Here is a 15767-nt window from a genome sequence, read left to right as displayed (position 1 = left end):
CGTCACCACTTTGGCGTCGTTCTTGACTTGGACTTCGTCCATTGTAGGATCAGTTTTGTTGATGGCCAAGGGACAGGAAGAGTCCGACACGGCGGGAGACGAGGACGTGACGTGCCGCTTCGGGGGAACACCCCGGGCGGCACCGCTTCGTCGGGTCTCCGTGTCCGCGACCTTCCCGCGCGTGTCCGGAAGGAATACCCATGTCTGAGAACCTCGATGCACCCGGCGGCGACGTGAAGGCCGAGGGCGCCGGCGGCTGCCCCGTGGCCCACGGGCGCGCCGCTCACCCCACCCAGGGCGGAGGCAACCGCCAGTGGTGGCCGAACCGGCTCAACCTGCGGATCCTGGCCAAGAACCCGGCCGTGGGCAACCCGCTCGGTGAGGACTTCGACTACGCCGAGGCGTTCAAGGCGCTCGACCTCGCCGCCGTGAAGCGGGACATCGCCGAGGTCCTCACGACCTCGCAGGACTGGTGGCCGGCCGACTTCGGCCACTACGGCCCCTTCATGATCCGCATGGCGTGGCACAGCGCGGGCACCTACCGCATCAGCGACGGCCGCGGCGGCGCCGGCGCCGGCCAGCAGCGCTTCGCGCCGCTCAACAGCTGGCCGGACAACGGCAACCTGGACAAGGCCCGCCGTCTGCTGTGGCCGGTGAAGAAGAAGTACGGCCAGTCCCTCTCCTGGGCCGACCTCATGATCCTCACCGGCAACGTGGCGCTGGAGTCCATGGGCTTCGAGACCTTCGGCTTCGCCGGCGGCCGCGCGGACGTCTGGGAGGCGGACGAGGACGTCTACTGGGGCCCGGAGACCACCTGGCTCGGCGACGAGCGCTACTCGGGCGACCGCGAGCTGGAGGAGCCCCTCGGCGCGGTCCAGATGGGCCTCATCTACGTCAACCCCGAGGGCCCCAACGGCAACCCCGACCCGGTCGCCGCCGCCCGCGACATCCGCGAGACCTTCCGCCGGATGGCGATGAACGACGAGGAGACCGTCGCCCTCATCGCCGGTGGCCACACCTTCGGCAAGGCGCACGGCGCCGGCCCGGCCGACAACGTCGGCGCGGACCCGGAGGCGGCCCCCATCGAGGCCCAGGGCTTCGGCTGGGCGAGCAGCTACCGCTCCGGCAAGGGCGCCGACGCCATCACCTCCGGCCTGGAGGTCACCTGGACCACCACGCCCGCGCAGTGGGGCCACGACTTCTTCAAGCACCTCTTCGAGTACGACTACGAGCTGTCCAAGAGCCCGGCGGGCGCCCACCAGTGGGTCGCCAAGGACGCCGAGGCGATCATCCCGGACGCGTACGACCCGGAGAAGAAGCACCTCCCGACCATGCTCACCACCGACCTGTCGCTCCGCTTCGACCCGGTCTACGAGCAGATCTCCCGCCGCTTCTACGAGCACCCCGAGCAGTTCGCGGACGCCTTCAGCCGCGCCTGGTACAAGCTCACCCACCGTGACCTGGGCCCGGTCGTGCGCTACCTCGGCGCCGAGGTCCCGTCGGAGGAGCTGCTCTGGCAGGACCCCCTGCCGGCCCGTACCCACGAGCTGGTCGACGCGGCGGACGTCGCCTCCCTCAAGGAGAAGATCCTCGCCTCCGACCTGACGGTCGCCCAGCTGGTCGGCGCCGCCTGGGCCTCGGCCGCCTCCTTCCGCGGCAGCGACAAGCGCGGCGGCGCCAACGGCGGCCGCATCCGCCTGGAGCCGCAGCGCGGCTGGCAGGCCAACAACCCGGACGACCTCGCGCAGGTCCTGCGCGTCCTGGAGGGCGTCCAGGAGTCCTTCAACGCCGGCCGCACCGACGGCAAGCAGGTCTCCCTCGCCGACCTCGTGGTCCTCGCGGGCTCCGCGGCCGTCGAGAAGGCCGCCGCCGACGCCGGCCGGACCGTCGAGGTCCCCTTCACCCCGGGCCGGGTGGACGCCTCCCAGGAGCAGACGGACATCGAGTCCTTCGCCGCCCTGGAGCCGCAGGCGGACGGCTTCCGCAACTTCCTCGGCAAGGGCGTCCGCCTCCCCGCCGAGTACCTGCTGGTCGACCGCGCCAACCTGCTCACGGTGAGCGCCCCCGAGCTGACCGTCCTCGTGGGCGGCCTGCGCGTCCTGGGCATCACGGCGCCGCAGACCTCCCTCGGTGTCCTCACCGCGAAGCCGGGCACCCTGACGAACGACTTCTTCGTCAACCTGCTCGACCTGGGCACCACCTGGTCGGCCACCTCCGGCGACGCGAACACCTTCGAGGGCCGCGACGACGCGACCGGCGAGGTCAAGTGGACCGGCAGCCGCGCCGACCTGGTCTTCGGCTCGAACTCGGAGCTCCGCGCCCTCGCCGAGGTCTACGCGAGCGACGACGCCGAGGAGAAGTTCGTGACGGACTTCGTCGCGGCCTGGACCAAGGTCATGGACCTGGACCGCTTCGACCTCCGCTGAACCGCACCGCCCCGCCCGGGCCGGCCGCCGAGATCCGGCCGGCCCCGGCACCCCGCGCCCCCGCGACCGTCCCCCGGTCCCGGGGGCGCACCCCTGTCCGGCCCCGGCCCGGGCGCCGCCGCGCCGGCCCCCGCCGCCGCCCGGGCCGTCGGCGCCCGCCGTCCCGTCCGGGCGTCAGACCCCCGGCGCCGCCGCCCCCACCAGGCCGTCCGTCAGCGCCATCAGGCGACGGACGGCCTCGGCGTCGTACGCCTGCTCGTGCGCCCGCGCGTCGGTGAACCGGTCGAAGTACCGTCCGGTGACCCCGGCCAGCCCGGGGTCGACGACGAGCCGGACGGTCGGATCGACCCCCTCCTCGATGCCGACGAGCGGGGTGAGGCCGTACGTGCGCACGCCCTCGGTGTCCATGAGGTGGGCGGGATGGAGGGCGTTGACCGTGACGCCGCTGCCGTCGAGTTCGGCGCCGAGGGCGAAGGTCGCCATGATCAGGGCCAGTTTGCTGCGGCAGTAGGCGCGCAGCCCCTCGTACCCCCGCTCGACCATGAGGTCGTCGAAGTCGAGGGCCTCCTGCCCGATCGAGGCGACGTTGACGATCCGGGCCGGGGCCGAGGCGGTGAGCAGCGGCAGCAGCCCCCGGGTCAGGGCGTACGGGGCCAGGTGGTTGACGGCGAGGCGCAGTTCGTGGCCCTGGGCCGAGACCTCGCGCACGAGGGGACGGGCGCCGCCGCCGACCACGGCGTTGTGCACGAGCGCGTCGAGCCGGGGTTCCGCCTCCCGGACCCGCCGGGCGAGGTCCGCGACCTCGTCGAGGTCGGAGAGGTCCGCGACGTAGGCGCGGACCTCTCCACCGGCGTCCAGGGCGCGGACCTCGGCGGCGACCGCGGCGAGCCGGCCCGCGTCGCGGCCGTGCAGGAGCACGGTGCCGCCGCGGGCGGCGAGATCGAGGGCGATGCCCCGGCCGAGGCCCTGGGTGGCTCCGGTGACGAGGGTGGTGTGGTGGCGCGGGAGTTCGGTGCCGTTCATCGACGTGTGCTGAGTCATGATCACCAGCGTGCCCGGACGGGTGGGTCGCTGGGGAGAGTGCGCCGAGCCTGGTGTGGGCACCACCAGGCTCGGCGACGGACACCGGAACGGGACAGGAAGGGAGCCACGGGCGAGAACTCACCCACCCGGACTCCTATTGGTCCCACCTGATACCAATTCCCCAACAGGTTGGACCAGCACTTGACCACGGGATCCAGCTGTTCACCAACCCCTTACCGCACGGCTGTATACCTTTGACCGCCACTCCCCCATCATGACTGCCGGCGTGCCGCAGGGGCACGCCGTGACAGGAGGGCCGGAGCATGCTTCCCATCAGTCGCAGGGGGTTCGTCGGCATCGGCGCGGGGATCGGCGCGGGACTGGTCACGGGCGCCGCGCCGCCGGCGACGGCGACGGTCTCGGCCGCCGCCCGAGCCGCGACCGGCACGCTGACCGACGTCCGGCACGTCGTGATCCTCATGCAGGAGAACCGCAGCTTCGACCACTACTTCGGGACCCTCCGGGGCGTGCGCGGCTTCGGCGACCGGGCGGCCGGGAACATCCCCGGCGGCTGGGGCACCTTCCAGCAGCCCAACTGGGGCGGTCGGCAGTTCCCGTGGAAGCTGAGCGACACGCCTCCGGCCGGCGGAGTCGACGGCGAGACGCTGGCGCAGTGCAACGGCGATCTGCCGCACAGCTGGACCTCCCAGCACGCCGCCTGGAACAGCGGCCGGCTCGACAACTGGGTGACCGGGGTGGGCAACACCCGGACCCTCGGCCACCTCGACCGCGAGGACATCCCGTTCCACCACGCGCTCGCCGACCACTACACGATCTGCGACGCCTACTTCTGCTCCGCGCTGAGTGCCACCGGCCCCAACCGCACCTTCCTGTGGAGCGGGCGGATCGACGCTTCCAGCAAGGACGGCGGGGACGAGTCGGGGCTCACGTGGGAGACGTACGCGGAGGCCCTCCAGCGGGCCGGCGTGAGCTGGCGGGTCTACCAGAACGCCCAGGACAACTACGGCGACAACGGTCTGGCGTACTTCAAGAGGTTCACCGACGCCCGCCCCGGGGACCCACTGCACGACCGGGGCATGGCCTCGGTCCCGAAGGTCACCGGCTCGACCCCGGACGACATCGCCGCGGCCATCCGCGCCGACGTCGTCGCCGGCACGCTGCCGCAGGTCTCGTGGGTGGTGGCGAACGAGGCGTTCTCCGAGCACCCGTACGCGCCCCCGGGCGACGGCGCCCATTTCGTCGACCTCGTCCACCGCGCCCTGGCGGCGGACCCCGAGGTCTTCGACTCGACGGTGCTGTTCCTCAACTACGACGAGAACGACGGCTTCTTCGACCACGTGCCGCCGCCGGTGGCGCCGCCCGGGACCCCCGGCGAGTACCTGGACGGCGTGCCGATCGGCCTCGGCTTCCGCGTCCCGATGCTGGTGATGTCGCCCTGGACACGGGGCGGCTGGGTCAGTTCCGAGGTCTTCGACCACACCTCGGTGCTGCGCTTCCTGGAGACCTGGACCGCCGCCCTCGGCACCCCCGCGGTCTGCCCGAACATCAGCGCGTGGCGGCGGAAGGTGACCGGCGACCTGACCGGGGTCTTCGACTTCGCCCACCCGGTGTACGGGGTCCCGGCCGGCCTCCCGTCGACGGCGAAGGTCATCGGCATGGACACCTGCGGCCCGCTGCCGAACCCCGTCCCGCAGAACAACGCGCTGCCCGCCCAGGAACCCGGCACCCGCCCGGCCCGCGCGCTCCCCTACCAGCCCAACGGCAACCTGGACCGCTTCGAGTTCGGCCCCGCGGGCAAGATCCTCGCCTGGTTCTCCATGACCAACCAGGGCCCGGAGGCCCGCCGCGCCGCCCACTTCTCGATCCACCCGCACCAGCACCGGGCCACCGCCGCCTGGCAGTACACGGTGGACCCGGGCGCCACCTCCACCGATCACTTCAACATCGGGCTCGGCTCGGGCTCGGGGAAGTACGACATCTCGATGATGGGCCCCAACCGCTTCCTGCGCCGCTTCATCGGTGACGCCTCCAAGGCCGGCAAGGCGATCGAGGTGGCGGCCCGCTTCGCGGTCGAACCGGGCACCGGGAAGACCGCGCTCTGGTTCCGGCTGAACAACACCTCCGGCGGCCCGGTCACGTTCACCATCCGCGCGAACGCCTACCGCACGGACGGCCCGTGGACCTACACCGTCCCCGCCGGGTCCTCGCGCGAGGACTTCTTCAACGCGGTCGCGTACGCGGACGGCTGGTACGACTTCACCGTCCTGGCCGACATCGACGGCACCTGGTCGCGCCGGTACACCGGCCACATCGAGACCGGCGCGCCCAGCGTCACCGGCTGACGGTCCTGCGCGCGCTCACCGCCCGGCGAGGGCCGCGCGCCGGATCGTGGCGTCGACGAGCGCGACCGCGTCCTCCGCGGTGCGGCCCGGAGCGCGGTTCCAGGGGCCGATGAGCCCGTACCACCCCTGGGAGCGCAGTTCGGTCATGATCCAGGCGCCGGCCTCGTTCATGGTGGACGCGCTGCCGTGGCCCAGCCGGTGGGCGGCGAGCATGGCGCCGCACAGGCACCGGGCCCCGCGTGCGTCGCGCAGCTTGTACGGGGTGTTCTGCCAGCCCCATTCGGTCAGGACCCGGCGCGTGTACGCCAGGTGGACGGAGGGGCGCACGTCGCGGCGGCCGATCCGCCGCCAGGCGTGCAGCCGGTCCGGGAGCGCGGCCCCGATCCGGCCGGGCAGCGGATGCTCGGCCGGCGGGGGCGGCGGCAGCGCGCCGAGCGCGTCGGCGACGAGGCGGTCGACGGGGACCGAGAGGAGCCCCCGCCACGCCTCGGGGTCCGGCTCCGGCGGGACTGGGGGCGGCGCGAGCAGACGCTCCCAGGCGGCGCTCTCGCGCAGCCTGGCCGCCTCACGGTCTAGGGCGTCGAGGGCGTCGAGGGCGTCGAGCGCGAGGAGCTCGGGGTCGAGGGCGTCCGGGGCGAGAGCGTCCGAAGCGCGGGCGTCCAGGGCGCGGGCGTTGGGGGCGAACGGCCGCGCGGAGGGCGGAGAGGCGTACGGCGCGTCGGTGCTTGGCGAGACGGGAAGAGACATTCCTCCATCATTGGGAGCGAATGTCTGGTTTGCGACTTATGCACGACGTCTCGCGTGTCGCCCGTCACCGCCACCCGAGGGCATTACGCCGCACTGTTCCGCGAAGGTAATAAGGCGCCCTATTCGGGCATTGCGCACCCAGTGACGCGACTCACTTTCCGAGCGTCGGAACCGGGCCCGCGCCCCCACGAGCCGCACGGAGCAAGGGATTCCGAACCGCCGCCCTGCGCGTTCGATCTTGAATTCCACTCCGTCGATCTTTACCTTTCCTTTTCTCGCGCATTCGCGTCTTGTTCCCCGCCGCATTTCTCGCTTACGGTCACCTCCATTCGAGCGGATCGCCGAATCCTGCCACCGCCCGAAAGACCTCCCATTTCACCCGACGGCAGGAGCGGGGGACCCACCACACCGCCGGTCCGGACAGCCGGAGCGGCTCGGGGTGAAGCCGCGTGCGCGCGGCCGGACACCTCCCGTCCGAACCCGACAGCTCACCTCGCAGGCGCCGGAGAGGAAACCGTCATGGCCGCTCACGGCAAGCACCGCCGCCCCCGACGCCGTCCCGTCTCCCGAGGTCTCGCGTTCGCGGGCACCGGCGGAGTCGCTCTGGCCCTGCCCCTGGTCGTGCCCGCCACGGCCGGCGCCGAGCCCGTCGCGCAGTCGGCCGTCCCGGCCGCCTCCGTCGCCGCCCCGGCCGTACGGGCCGCCACGCCCGCGCAGGCTCCCGCCGCGCCCGCCGCCACCCGCGCGTACACCGTCGTGAAGGGCGACTCGCTTTCCCTGATCGCCCACCGAAAGGGAATTCAGGGCGGCTGGAAGTCGCTTTACCAGGCCAACAGGACGGCGGTGGGTGACAATCCGTCACTCATTCACCCGGGCCTCGAACTGACGATTCGTCGGCATTCCGCGGAGGCCGCCCCGGCCCCGGAGAAGACGGCCCGCAAGGGCACCGCAGGGACCACCTCGAAGTCCGACGCCAAGCCCGCCTCCGCCGGTTCGGCCGAACGGGCGAGCCGTTCCTCCGCCCGCGCGGCGGCACCGGCCGTCCAGACCGAGGCGACCAAGGCCCAGCCTGCCGCCGCCGAGGCCGCGCCCGCCGCCGCCACCCGGTACGCAGACAACCTCGACGGCTGGATCCGCGAGTCGCTGGACGTCATGGCCGGCTACGGCATCCCCGGCTCGTACGACGGCATCCTCCGCAACGTCATGCGCGAGTCCTCCGGCAACCCCCGCGCCGTCAACCTCTGGGACTCCAACGCCGCCAAGGGCACCCCCTCCAAGGGCCTGCTCCAGGTCATCGACCCGACCTTCGCGGCGTACCACGTGCCGGGCACCTCGCTCGACCCGTACGACCCGGTCGCCAACATCACCGCCGCCTGCAACTACGCGGCCGACCGCTACGGGTCCATCGACAACGTCAACGGCCCCTACTGATCCACCCCGCCGCCCACCGTCCCGAAGCGACCGGTGAACCAGGCGGTCGCCAGCGCCGCCACCTCCTCCAGGGCCCCTGGCTCCTCGAAGAGGTGGCCGGCGCCCGGCACGACCTCGATCCGGCTCTCGCAGCGCAGCAGCGCCTCGGCCCGCCGGTTGAGATCCAGGACCGGTTCGTCGGCCCCGCCGACGATCAGCAGCGTCGGCGCCCGGACGGCGGCGAGGCGCTCCTCCGCGAGGTCGGGCCGGCCGCCCCGGGACACCACGGCGGCCGCCGCGTCCCCCGGTTCGGCCGCCGCCCACAGCGCCGCCGCGGCGCCCGTGCTCGCACCGAAGTAGCCGCGGGGCAGGGCCTCCGTATCGGGCCGCCCGGCCGTCCACGCGGCGGCGCGGGCCAGTCGCCCGGCGAGGAGCGGGGTGTCGAAGACCCGCGCCCTGTCGGCCGCCTCGGCCTCGGTGAGCAGGTCGAAGAGGAGCGTTCCGAGCCCGGACCTGTTCAGGGCTGCGGCCACCGCGCGGTTCCGCGGGCTGTGCCGCCCGCTGCCGCTGCCGTGCGCGAAGAGGACCAGCCCCGCGGCCCCGTCGGGCAGTGCCAGATCGCCCGGCAGCTCGGGGCCGCCGCCGGGGATCCGTACGGCGGTGTGCCGGACCACCGGACCGCGCGCCGCCCGGCTCCGGTCGAGCCGGGCCACCACCTCGGCGTCCGGCGTCTGGTCGAACTCCCGGTAGTACTGACCGACGGCGGCGAACCCCTGGGGGGTGTGCACGGCGACCGTCTCGTCGGCCTCGCCGGCGAGCCTCGCCGTCCATCCGTACGGTGCCACCGGCACGGCCAGCACGATCCGCGCGGCGCCGCCGGCCCGGACCACCCGGCAGGCGGCGAGCGCGGTCGCGCCGGTGGCGAGCCCGTCGTCGACGACCACGACGATCCGCCCCTCCAGCGGCACCGGCCGCCGGCTGCCCCGGTACGTCCGGGCGCGGTCGGCCAGCACCGCCCGCTCCCGCTCCTCCACCGCCTCCAGGTCCCGCGCGCTCACGCGCGCGTCCCGCACGATGTCCTCGTTGAGGACCCGTACCCCGCCCTCCCCGATGGCGCCCATGGCCAGCTCGGGCCGGCTGGGCACGCCCAGTTTCCGGACGAGGCAGATGTCCAGGGGCGCGTCGAGGAACTCCGCGACCTCCCCCGCCACCGGAACCCCGCCGCGCGGCAGGCCGAGGACGACGACCTCCTGCCCCTCGAAGCGGGCGAGGCGCGCGGCGAGCTGCCGCCCCGCGTCGACGCGGTCGGCGAAGTACATGACGTGCCGCCTTCCCGGTGAGCGCATCCCCGGCGGGCCGTCCGGCCCGGCCCGTACCTCCAGGGTCCCACCCGCCGTCGCGTCCGCCGCCGAGTGCTGGGCCCGCTCGACGGCTGCCCCTCGCCCTCGGTCGTCCGGCTCAGCCCGCGGTGTTCCGGACCACGGCGACAGGGCAGTGGGCGTGGTGGAGCAGGGCCTGGCTCACGGATCCCAGCAGGAGGCCGGTGAAGCCGCCGCGTCCCCGGGCGCCCATGACGAGGAGCTGGGCGTCCGCGGACTCCTCCAGCAGGATCTCCCGGGGCTTGCCGCGCAGCAGCCTGGGCTCCGCCTTCGTCCCGGGGTGCCGTTCCGCCGCCCGGGCCAGCGCCGCGTCCAGGACCCGGCCCGCCTCCGCGTGCACCTCCTCGGCGCCGTGGAAGAGCGGCGTCAGGTCGCCCGGACCGGACCGGGCCGTCCACGCGTGCACGGCGACCAGCTCCGCGCCGCGCGCCGACGCCTCCGCGAAGGCGAAGTCGACGGCCGCGTCGGAGTCCGCCGAACCGTCCACCGCGAGGAGCACCGGTCCGTCCGGCTCGTCCCGGCCGCGCACGACCAGGACCGGACACGCGGCGTGGGCCGCGAGGTGGACGGCGACCGAACCGACCACGAGGCCGCCGAAGGACCCGGTCCCCCGGCTGCCCACGACCACCAGATCCGCACCCCTGGAACGGGTGGCGAGGACCACGAGCGGTTCTCCCGCGATCAGCTCGCCCGAGACCTCCGTCCCGGGCGCGACCGCCTTGGCCCGGGCCACCGCCGTGTCCAGGACGATCTGCGCCTGCCGCCGCAACCCGCTCTCGGTCGGTCCGTACAGCGAGGGTTCCAGGGCGACCTTGAACAGCGGCCAGATGAACGCGTGCGCCACGACGAGCCGCACACCGCGCTGACCGGCCTCCCGCGCCGCCGCCTCCACCGCCCCGAGCGCCGCCGGCGAGCCGTCCGTCCCGACGAGGACGAACGGACCGGCACCCGCCCCGGCGCTCCCGGTCTCCGCTGCCGTGGACCGTTCCTCGCTGCGCCCCATCGCTCTTCCGTCCTTCCCGTGGTGCTCCGCCGATCGCGGGTGCCCTGGTGATCGAGTACACCCGTCGACTGCCCGTCCACCGGGGTGCCACGCGGGCCGGAAGTCCCGCGCGGCCCCGCGAAAGGTCCCGAAACCCGGAGCCCCGGGGCGGGGGCCGCCGGCGGCGCCGGGCGACCGTACCGGGCGGTGGCGCCGGGCGACCGTACCGGGCGGTGGCGCCGGGCGACCGTACCGGGCGGTGGCGCCGGGCGACCGTACCGGGCGGTGGCGCCGGGCGACCCGACGCGGCTGCGTCGGGCCGCCTCGGCCGCATCAGGACGGCGCGGCTGCGGCTGCCGGCCGCCGGCTGCCTCAGGCGGCCAGGAACGCCTCGATCGCCCGCGCGAGGTCCTTCGGCGTCTCCTCCGGCGGGTAGTGCCCGGCGTCCGCCAGGACCTCGAGGCGCGCGTTGGGGTACCAGCGCAGCCAGGTCGACTCCATGGCCGCCGCTCCCAGCGCCGGGTCGTGCGCGCCGACGACCAGCAGCACCGGCGTCGGGTTGTCCCGGACCCGCTCATGGAAGTCGGATCCCGACCAGGAGTCCAGGTAGGCACGGAACGCGGCGGTCGAGGAGCGGCTCACCGAGCGGTCGACGACGGCGTCCAGCCACGGGCCGGGGTGTCGGCCACCGGTGGTGTGGTCGATGATCACCCGCCGCAGCGCGGGGTCGTCCGCGGCCCCGGCGAACAGCTGCCGGCTCTCCTCGTCGAGGGGAAAGCCCGCCGCGGAGACCGGCGAGATCCCCACGATCGAGCGCACCCGGTCGGGCGCGTCGAGCAGCATCAGCTGCGCGGCCTTGCCGCCCATGGAGTGGCCGATGACGGAGAAGGAGTCCCAGCCGAGGTCGTCCGCGACGGCCAGCGCGTCCGCGGCGACCTCCTCCATGGTGAAGGCGCCGTCGGCGTCCCGGGCCTCGCCGTAGCCGCGGCAGTCGAGGAAGGCGTAGCTGCCCGCCGACGCGTCGAGGTGGAGGCGGAGCGGGTCGAAGCTGCTGCGGTCGCCGAACCAGTTGTGGAGGACGAGGGCCCTCCCCGGGCCGTCGCCGTGGACGTCGTGAGGAAGAACCCGGCCGATCATGCTGCCCCCTGCGTGCGAGGTGGTGGTGAGGGTGGTGGTGCGCCCCGCGCGCTCGTGGCGACGGTGGACGACGACCGAGTGTGACGGTACGGACGCGCCGGGTCAACAGCGCCGGAGGTCTGGGAGCGGCGGACGCGCGCGCGTGGAGGGGGCGCCTGTCCGGCACGCGCCCCCACGCGCGCGTGCCGATCCGCGGCGGAGGGCCGCCGGCGGGCGTCCGCCGGGATGCGGCGGGTTTCGCGGCGGGCGCATGCTGGCTGTGTGACCCCGCACGAGCCGTCTCCCGGCGCTCCGACACAGGCCCTGACGCAGGCGCTGGCGGAGGCGGCGACGGACGCCGTCGAGGAGGTGGGCGGGTACGCCGGCGGGGTGTACCTGCGCTCCGGTACGGAGGGGCTGCTCCGGCTCTCGGTGCTGGCCGGCCTGCCGGGCGAGCTGTTCCGGCCCTGGTCGAGGATGCACACCAACCGTCCGTTCCCGGTGGCCGAGGTGCACCGCTCCGGGCAACCGGTGCACCTGGCGGACGTCGAGGAGTCGATGCGGCGGTTCCCGCAGTTGGTGGCGAGCCTGCCCTTCCCCTTCGCGTCCCTCTACGCCCCCGTGCTGACCGGACGGGAGCGGTTCGGGGTCCTCGTGGTGCTGCGGCCCCCGACGCCCGGTCTGCCGGTCGGCGCGCACGACCGGGAGCGGATGACCCGGGCGGGGCTGCGGCTCGGGGAGGTCCTGGCGGGGCTCACGGCGGACGGGACCCCCGTGCGGTGGCCGGGCGACCCGATCTGCGTGCAGCTGCCCTCGGGCTCGGTGCCTCCGGTGCGGTTCGGCTCCTTCGACTGGGACCTGGCCTCGGGGTCGGTGACCATGGACGACGGGCTGCGGACGATCCTCGGCGTCACCGACCCCTCTCCGGTGCCGATCGAGGCGCTGACCTCGCGTCTCGAACCGGAGGACGGCTACGCGCTGTGGGCCGCGGCGCGCCGGACGGGCACGGCGGACGGCGCCGGCTCGGTGCGCCGGCTGCGGCTGAAGGGCCCGGACGGCGGTCTGCACCTCCTCGAGGTGTCGGCCCGCTCCCGGTTCGTCGGCGCCGACGGGCACGGACACCTCACGGGGGCCTTGGTGGACCTGGGGACCGGGCTGGTCGGCTCGGACGCGACGGACCGGCTGCCGAGGGCCATCCTGGCCATCGACCGGCTCGGCCGGGTCACCTATGTCAACGAGCTCACCGAGCGGCTGCTGGGACGCCCGCGCGGGGCGCTGGCCGGGCGGCCGCTGTGGGAGGCGCTGCCGTGGTTCGCCCACCCGTTCCACGAGGAGCAGCTGCGGGCGGCGCTGCTGTCGAGCGAGCCCGTGCGGTTCCTGGCCCGCCCGGAGGACGGCCGGTGGCTGTCGGTGTCCCTGTACCCGGGCAGGGACGGGGTGACCATGGTGCTCGTGCCGGAGGAGGGCCCGGTCCCCGAGGAGACCGTTCCGCCGCATGTGGCCGCGCCCGTCTTCGTACCGCCCCTCTATCCGACGCCGGCCCCCGCTCCCCCGCCGCCCGCCGAGGACGGGCTCGGGCCGGAGAGCACCCGGGCAGCCTCCCTGTACCGGCCGGTGGCGCTGGCGATCGCGCTGACGGAGGCGGTGACCGCGAGGCAGGTGTCGGCGGTGGTGACGGAGGAGCTGCTGCCGGCGTTCGGCGGCCGGCAGCTGGCGATCTACCTGCTGAGCGAGCGACGGCTCTACCTGGCCTGGGAGACGGGGTTCCCGCCCGGGTTCCTGGACCAGTTCGACGGGGTGGCGCTCGACGCGCACGTCCCGGGGGTGGACGCGCTGACCCGCGGCCGGGCGCTGTTCTTCGAGTCGATGGAAGCCCTGGGCAGGGCGTATCCGGAGCTCCCGTTGGACGCGGAGACGGGCGCGAGGGCCTTCCTGCCGCTGATCGCCTCGGGCCGGCCGGTGGGGTCGTGCATCCTCGGCTTCGACTGGCCGCGGGACTTCACGCCGGAGGAGCGGGCGGTGCTCACGGCGCTGGCCGGGCTGATCGCGCAGGCGCTGGAGCGGGCGCAGCGGTACGACTCCGAGGCGGCCGTCGCGCGGGGGCTCCAGGACGCGCTGCTCCCGCACCGGCTGCCGGTTCGGGAGGGCATGGAGACGGTGGGCCGCTACCTGCCGGGGACGCAGGGGATGGACGTCGGCGGCGACTGGTACGACGTGGTGGAGACGGCCCGGGGCGAGCTGGCGCTGGTCATCGGGGACGTGCAGGGGCACGGGGTCGCGGCGGCGGCGACGATGGGGCAGCTGCGGAGCGCGGTGCGGGCGTTCGCGCTGAGCGGCCTGCCGCCGCAGGACGTGGTGCGCGCCACCAACAGGCTCCTGATCGACCTGGACCCGGGACAGTTCGCGAGCTGCTGCTACATGGTCCTGGACGCGCGGACGGGCGAGGTGCGGGCGGTCCGGGCGGGGCATCCGCAGCCCTTGCTGCGGCAGCCGGACGGGACGGCGGAGCTGCTGGACATCGCGGGCGGGGTGGTGCTGGGCGTGGACGGGCGGGCCGCCTATCCGGAGACGCGGCTGCGGATGTCCGAGGGTGCCGTCCTCACGCTGTACACGGACGGTCTCGTGGAGCGTCCCGGCGCCGACATCGACGACGGGGTGGAGCGGCTGCGGCGCACGCTGGCGTCGACGGGCTCCCTGCCGCTGGCCGAGGCTGCGGACCGGCTGATGCACGAGGCGGTGCGGGCGTCGGACCGGCCGGACGACATCGCTCTGCTCCTCGCGGCCCGCTGGCCGCGGCGGGGCGGTTAGCCCGTTTTCTTGGGTCGAGCCCGGCAAGGTCCGAGGGAGAGAAGGCCCGGGTCCTGGCCCCGGGACCGGTTCAGGCACTCACCCGGTCGGGTCAGCGGCGCTGGTCGGCGGGGGCGGCCCCGGCGAGGCTGGGGAGGGTCCGTGCCGTTCGGGCCGGACGTGGCGGGGTGGCCGCGCGGCGGCCGCCCGAGGCGAGGAGGTCCCGTGCAGCAGGACAAGCAGCCCGACTACCGGCCCGTGGTCTTCCGGGACCGTTCGGCGGGATACGCGTTCCTGACCCGGTCGACCGCGACGAGCGAGCGGACCATCGAGTGGGACGACGGCAACACGTATCCGGTGATCGACGTCGAGATCTCGTCGGAGAGCCACCCGTTCTTCACGGGCAAGGCGCGGACCGTGGACACGGAGGGTCGGATCGCCAGGTTCGAGCGGCGGTACGGCGAGGGCGGCTGAGGCCCTCGCGGGCCGGGGCGGTGGAGGGGGTCCGTCGGACGCCGCTCCGGCCGCCCCGTTCCGCGGGGTGTCGCGGAGAGGGCGGGTCAGCCCTCGACGACGCCGGACTTGCCGATCTTGATGACGGCGCTGGTGGCGCCGGTGCGGGAGCCCAGGCCCTCGACCTTCTTGACGAGGTCCTGGCCCTCGACGACCTCGCCGAAGACGACGTGCTTGCCGTCCAGCCAGTCGGTGACGATGGTGGTGATGAAGAACTGCGAACCGTTGGTGTTCGCGCCCGCGTTGGCCATCGAGAGCAGGAACGGGCGGTCGTGCTTCAGCGTGAAGTTCTCGTCCGCGAACTTCTCGCCGTAGATGCTCTTGCCGCCGGTGCCGTTGCCGCGGGTGAAGTCGCCGCCCTGGAGCATGAAGGCGGGGATCACACGGTGGAACGGCGAGCCCTCGTAGCCGAAGCCGTGCTGGCCGGTGGCGAGCTCGCGGAAGTTCTGCGCCGTCTTCGGGACGACCTCGTCGAACAGCTTGAAGACGATCCGGCCGGCCGGCTCGTCGTTGATGGTGATGTCGAAGAAAACGTTGCTCTTGTTGTCGCTCATAGGGACATCCTGTCATTCCCGGCGCACCGCGCGCGCACGGGAGGTCTCCCGGCGGGTCCCGTCGCACCGGTGCCCCGCACCGTCAGGGCGCGGGGCACCGGAGGCGGTGGGAACCGAGGGTCAGCGCAGTCCCTGGCCGGATCCGTCGGCGACGGTGCCCTCCACGGTCGTGACGGTCTCGTGGAGGACGGTCGCGGTGCCCTCGTCCTGGAGGATGCCGGTGGCCCCACCGAGGCTCAGGGGGTTGTCTGCGGCGCTGGCCTGCGGCGGCGGCGTGACGAGGGCGGTGACGACGCCTGCGGCGAGGGAGGCGATGGCGAGCATGCTGCGCTTCTTCATGCCCTGGTCAACTACTGGGACGGCAAAGGGTTACGGTCCGCCGTCGGTCGGCATCGACGGACGGGGCGGCGAGCGGGACGGGGCGGGGTGGTGAGGTGAGGTGCGGGCCACGAGTCGGGGAGGGGACG

The 15767-nt window shown here is 74.0% G+C and carries 12 protein-coding genes and 1 riboswitch; of the genes, 5 read left to right on the top strand and 7 right to left on the bottom strand.

Going from position 1 to position 15767, the window contains the following annotated elements; all coding sequences use genetic code 11:
- Positions 1–200 precede the first annotated feature (200 nt).
- Positions 201–2426 (top strand): catalase/peroxidase HPI, encoded by a 2226-nt coding sequence (gene katG / locus ACF1BN_RS12865; protein ID WP_392331628.1) that lies wholly within the window; start codon positions 201–203, stop codon positions 2424–2426.
- Positions 2427–2600: 174 nt separating this feature from the next.
- Here katG and ACF1BN_RS12860 read toward each other — a convergent pair whose 3' ends face one another.
- Complete coding sequence (locus tag ACF1BN_RS12860) at positions 2601–3467, bottom strand: SDR family NAD(P)-dependent oxidoreductase (RefSeq protein WP_392331627.1); 867 nt, start codon at positions 3465–3467, stop codon at positions 2601–2603.
- 305 nt (positions 3468–3772) lie between these two features.
- Here ACF1BN_RS12860 and ACF1BN_RS12855 point away from each other — a divergent pair, with 305 nt between their 5' ends.
- Positions 3773–5812, top strand: coding sequence for a phosphocholine-specific phospholipase C (locus tag ACF1BN_RS12855; RefSeq protein ID WP_392331626.1), 2040 nt, complete (start codon positions 3773–3775; stop codon positions 5810–5812).
- Positions 5813–5827: 15 nt separating this feature from the next.
- Here the strand turns inward: ACF1BN_RS12855 and ACF1BN_RS12850 are convergent, their stop codons facing one another.
- Positions 5828–6559 carry a hypothetical protein gene (locus tag ACF1BN_RS12850; protein ID WP_392331625.1) on the bottom strand — a complete coding sequence of 244 codons (732 nt, stop codon included), beginning with the start codon at positions 6557–6559 and terminating at the stop codon, positions 5828–5830.
- A gap of 329 nt (positions 6560–6888) precedes the next feature.
- A riboswitch (cyclic di-AMP (ydaO/yuaA leader) is annotated at positions 6889–7074 on the top strand.
- Between the two features lie 4 nt (positions 7075–7078).
- Here ACF1BN_RS12850 and ACF1BN_RS12845 point away from each other — a divergent pair.
- Positions 7079–7990: a transglycosylase SLT domain-containing protein gene (locus ACF1BN_RS12845; protein ID WP_392331624.1), complete on the top strand. Its 912-nt coding sequence runs from the start codon at positions 7079–7081 to the stop codon at positions 7988–7990.
- Here the strand turns inward: ACF1BN_RS12845 and ACF1BN_RS12840 are convergent.
- The 3 genes from ACF1BN_RS12840 to ACF1BN_RS12830 all read right to left on the bottom strand — a co-directional run bounded on the left by ACF1BN_RS12840 (position 7984) and on the right by ACF1BN_RS12830 (position 11467).
- Positions 7984–9288, bottom strand: a complete 1305-nt coding sequence (locus ACF1BN_RS12840; protein WP_392331623.1) for a phosphoribosyltransferase family protein — start codon at positions 9286–9288, stop codon at positions 7984–7986. The two genes, ACF1BN_RS12845 and ACF1BN_RS12840, sit on opposite strands and share 7 nt — an antisense overlap.
- 139 nt (positions 9289–9427) lie before the next feature.
- A complete protein-coding gene (locus tag ACF1BN_RS12835) occupies positions 9428–10351 on the bottom strand; it encodes a universal stress protein (protein WP_392331622.1) in 924 nt (307 codons plus the stop codon).
- 351 nt (positions 10352–10702) lie between these two features.
- Positions 10703–11467 (bottom strand): alpha/beta fold hydrolase, encoded by a 765-nt coding sequence (locus ACF1BN_RS12830; RefSeq protein WP_392331621.1) that lies wholly within the window; start codon positions 11465–11467, stop codon positions 10703–10705.
- A 225-nt stretch (positions 11468–11692) separates the two neighbouring features.
- On the opposite strand from ACF1BN_RS12830, the gene ACF1BN_RS12825 reads away from it, so the two are divergent.
- Both ACF1BN_RS12825 and ACF1BN_RS12820 read left to right on the top strand, forming a co-directional pair.
- Entirely contained in the window at positions 11693–14254 is a 2562-nt protein-coding gene (locus ACF1BN_RS12825) for a SpoIIE family protein phosphatase (RefSeq protein ID WP_392331620.1), read from the top strand.
- 204 nt (positions 14255–14458) lie between these two features.
- Positions 14459–14707 carry a type B 50S ribosomal protein L31 gene (locus ACF1BN_RS12820; protein WP_392331619.1) on the top strand — a complete coding sequence of 83 codons (249 nt, stop codon included), beginning with the start codon at positions 14459–14461 and terminating at the stop codon, positions 14705–14707.
- Between the two features lie 86 nt (positions 14708–14793).
- On the opposite strand, the gene ACF1BN_RS12815 is transcribed toward ACF1BN_RS12820, so the two are convergent.
- Together ACF1BN_RS12815 and ACF1BN_RS12810 are read right to left on the bottom strand one after the other, a co-directional pair.
- On the bottom strand, positions 14794–15300 hold the full coding sequence (locus ACF1BN_RS12815) for a peptidylprolyl isomerase (protein ID WP_392331618.1): 507 nt from the start codon (positions 15298–15300) through the stop codon (positions 14794–14796).
- Positions 15301–15420: 120 nt separating this feature from the next.
- Entirely contained in the window at positions 15421–15639 is a 219-nt protein-coding gene (locus ACF1BN_RS12810) for a hypothetical protein (protein WP_392331617.1), read from the bottom strand.
- Between the last annotated feature and the right edge of the window lie 128 nt (positions 15640–15767).

It is taken from the genome of Streptomyces sp. NPDC014861, assembly GCF_043081625.1.
Taxonomy (GTDB): Bacteria; Actinomycetota; Actinomycetes; order Streptomycetales; family Streptomycetaceae; genus Streptomyces.
Note: the sequence above shows the minus strand (reverse complement) of the source record. Positions and strands in the feature narration are given on the sequence as shown.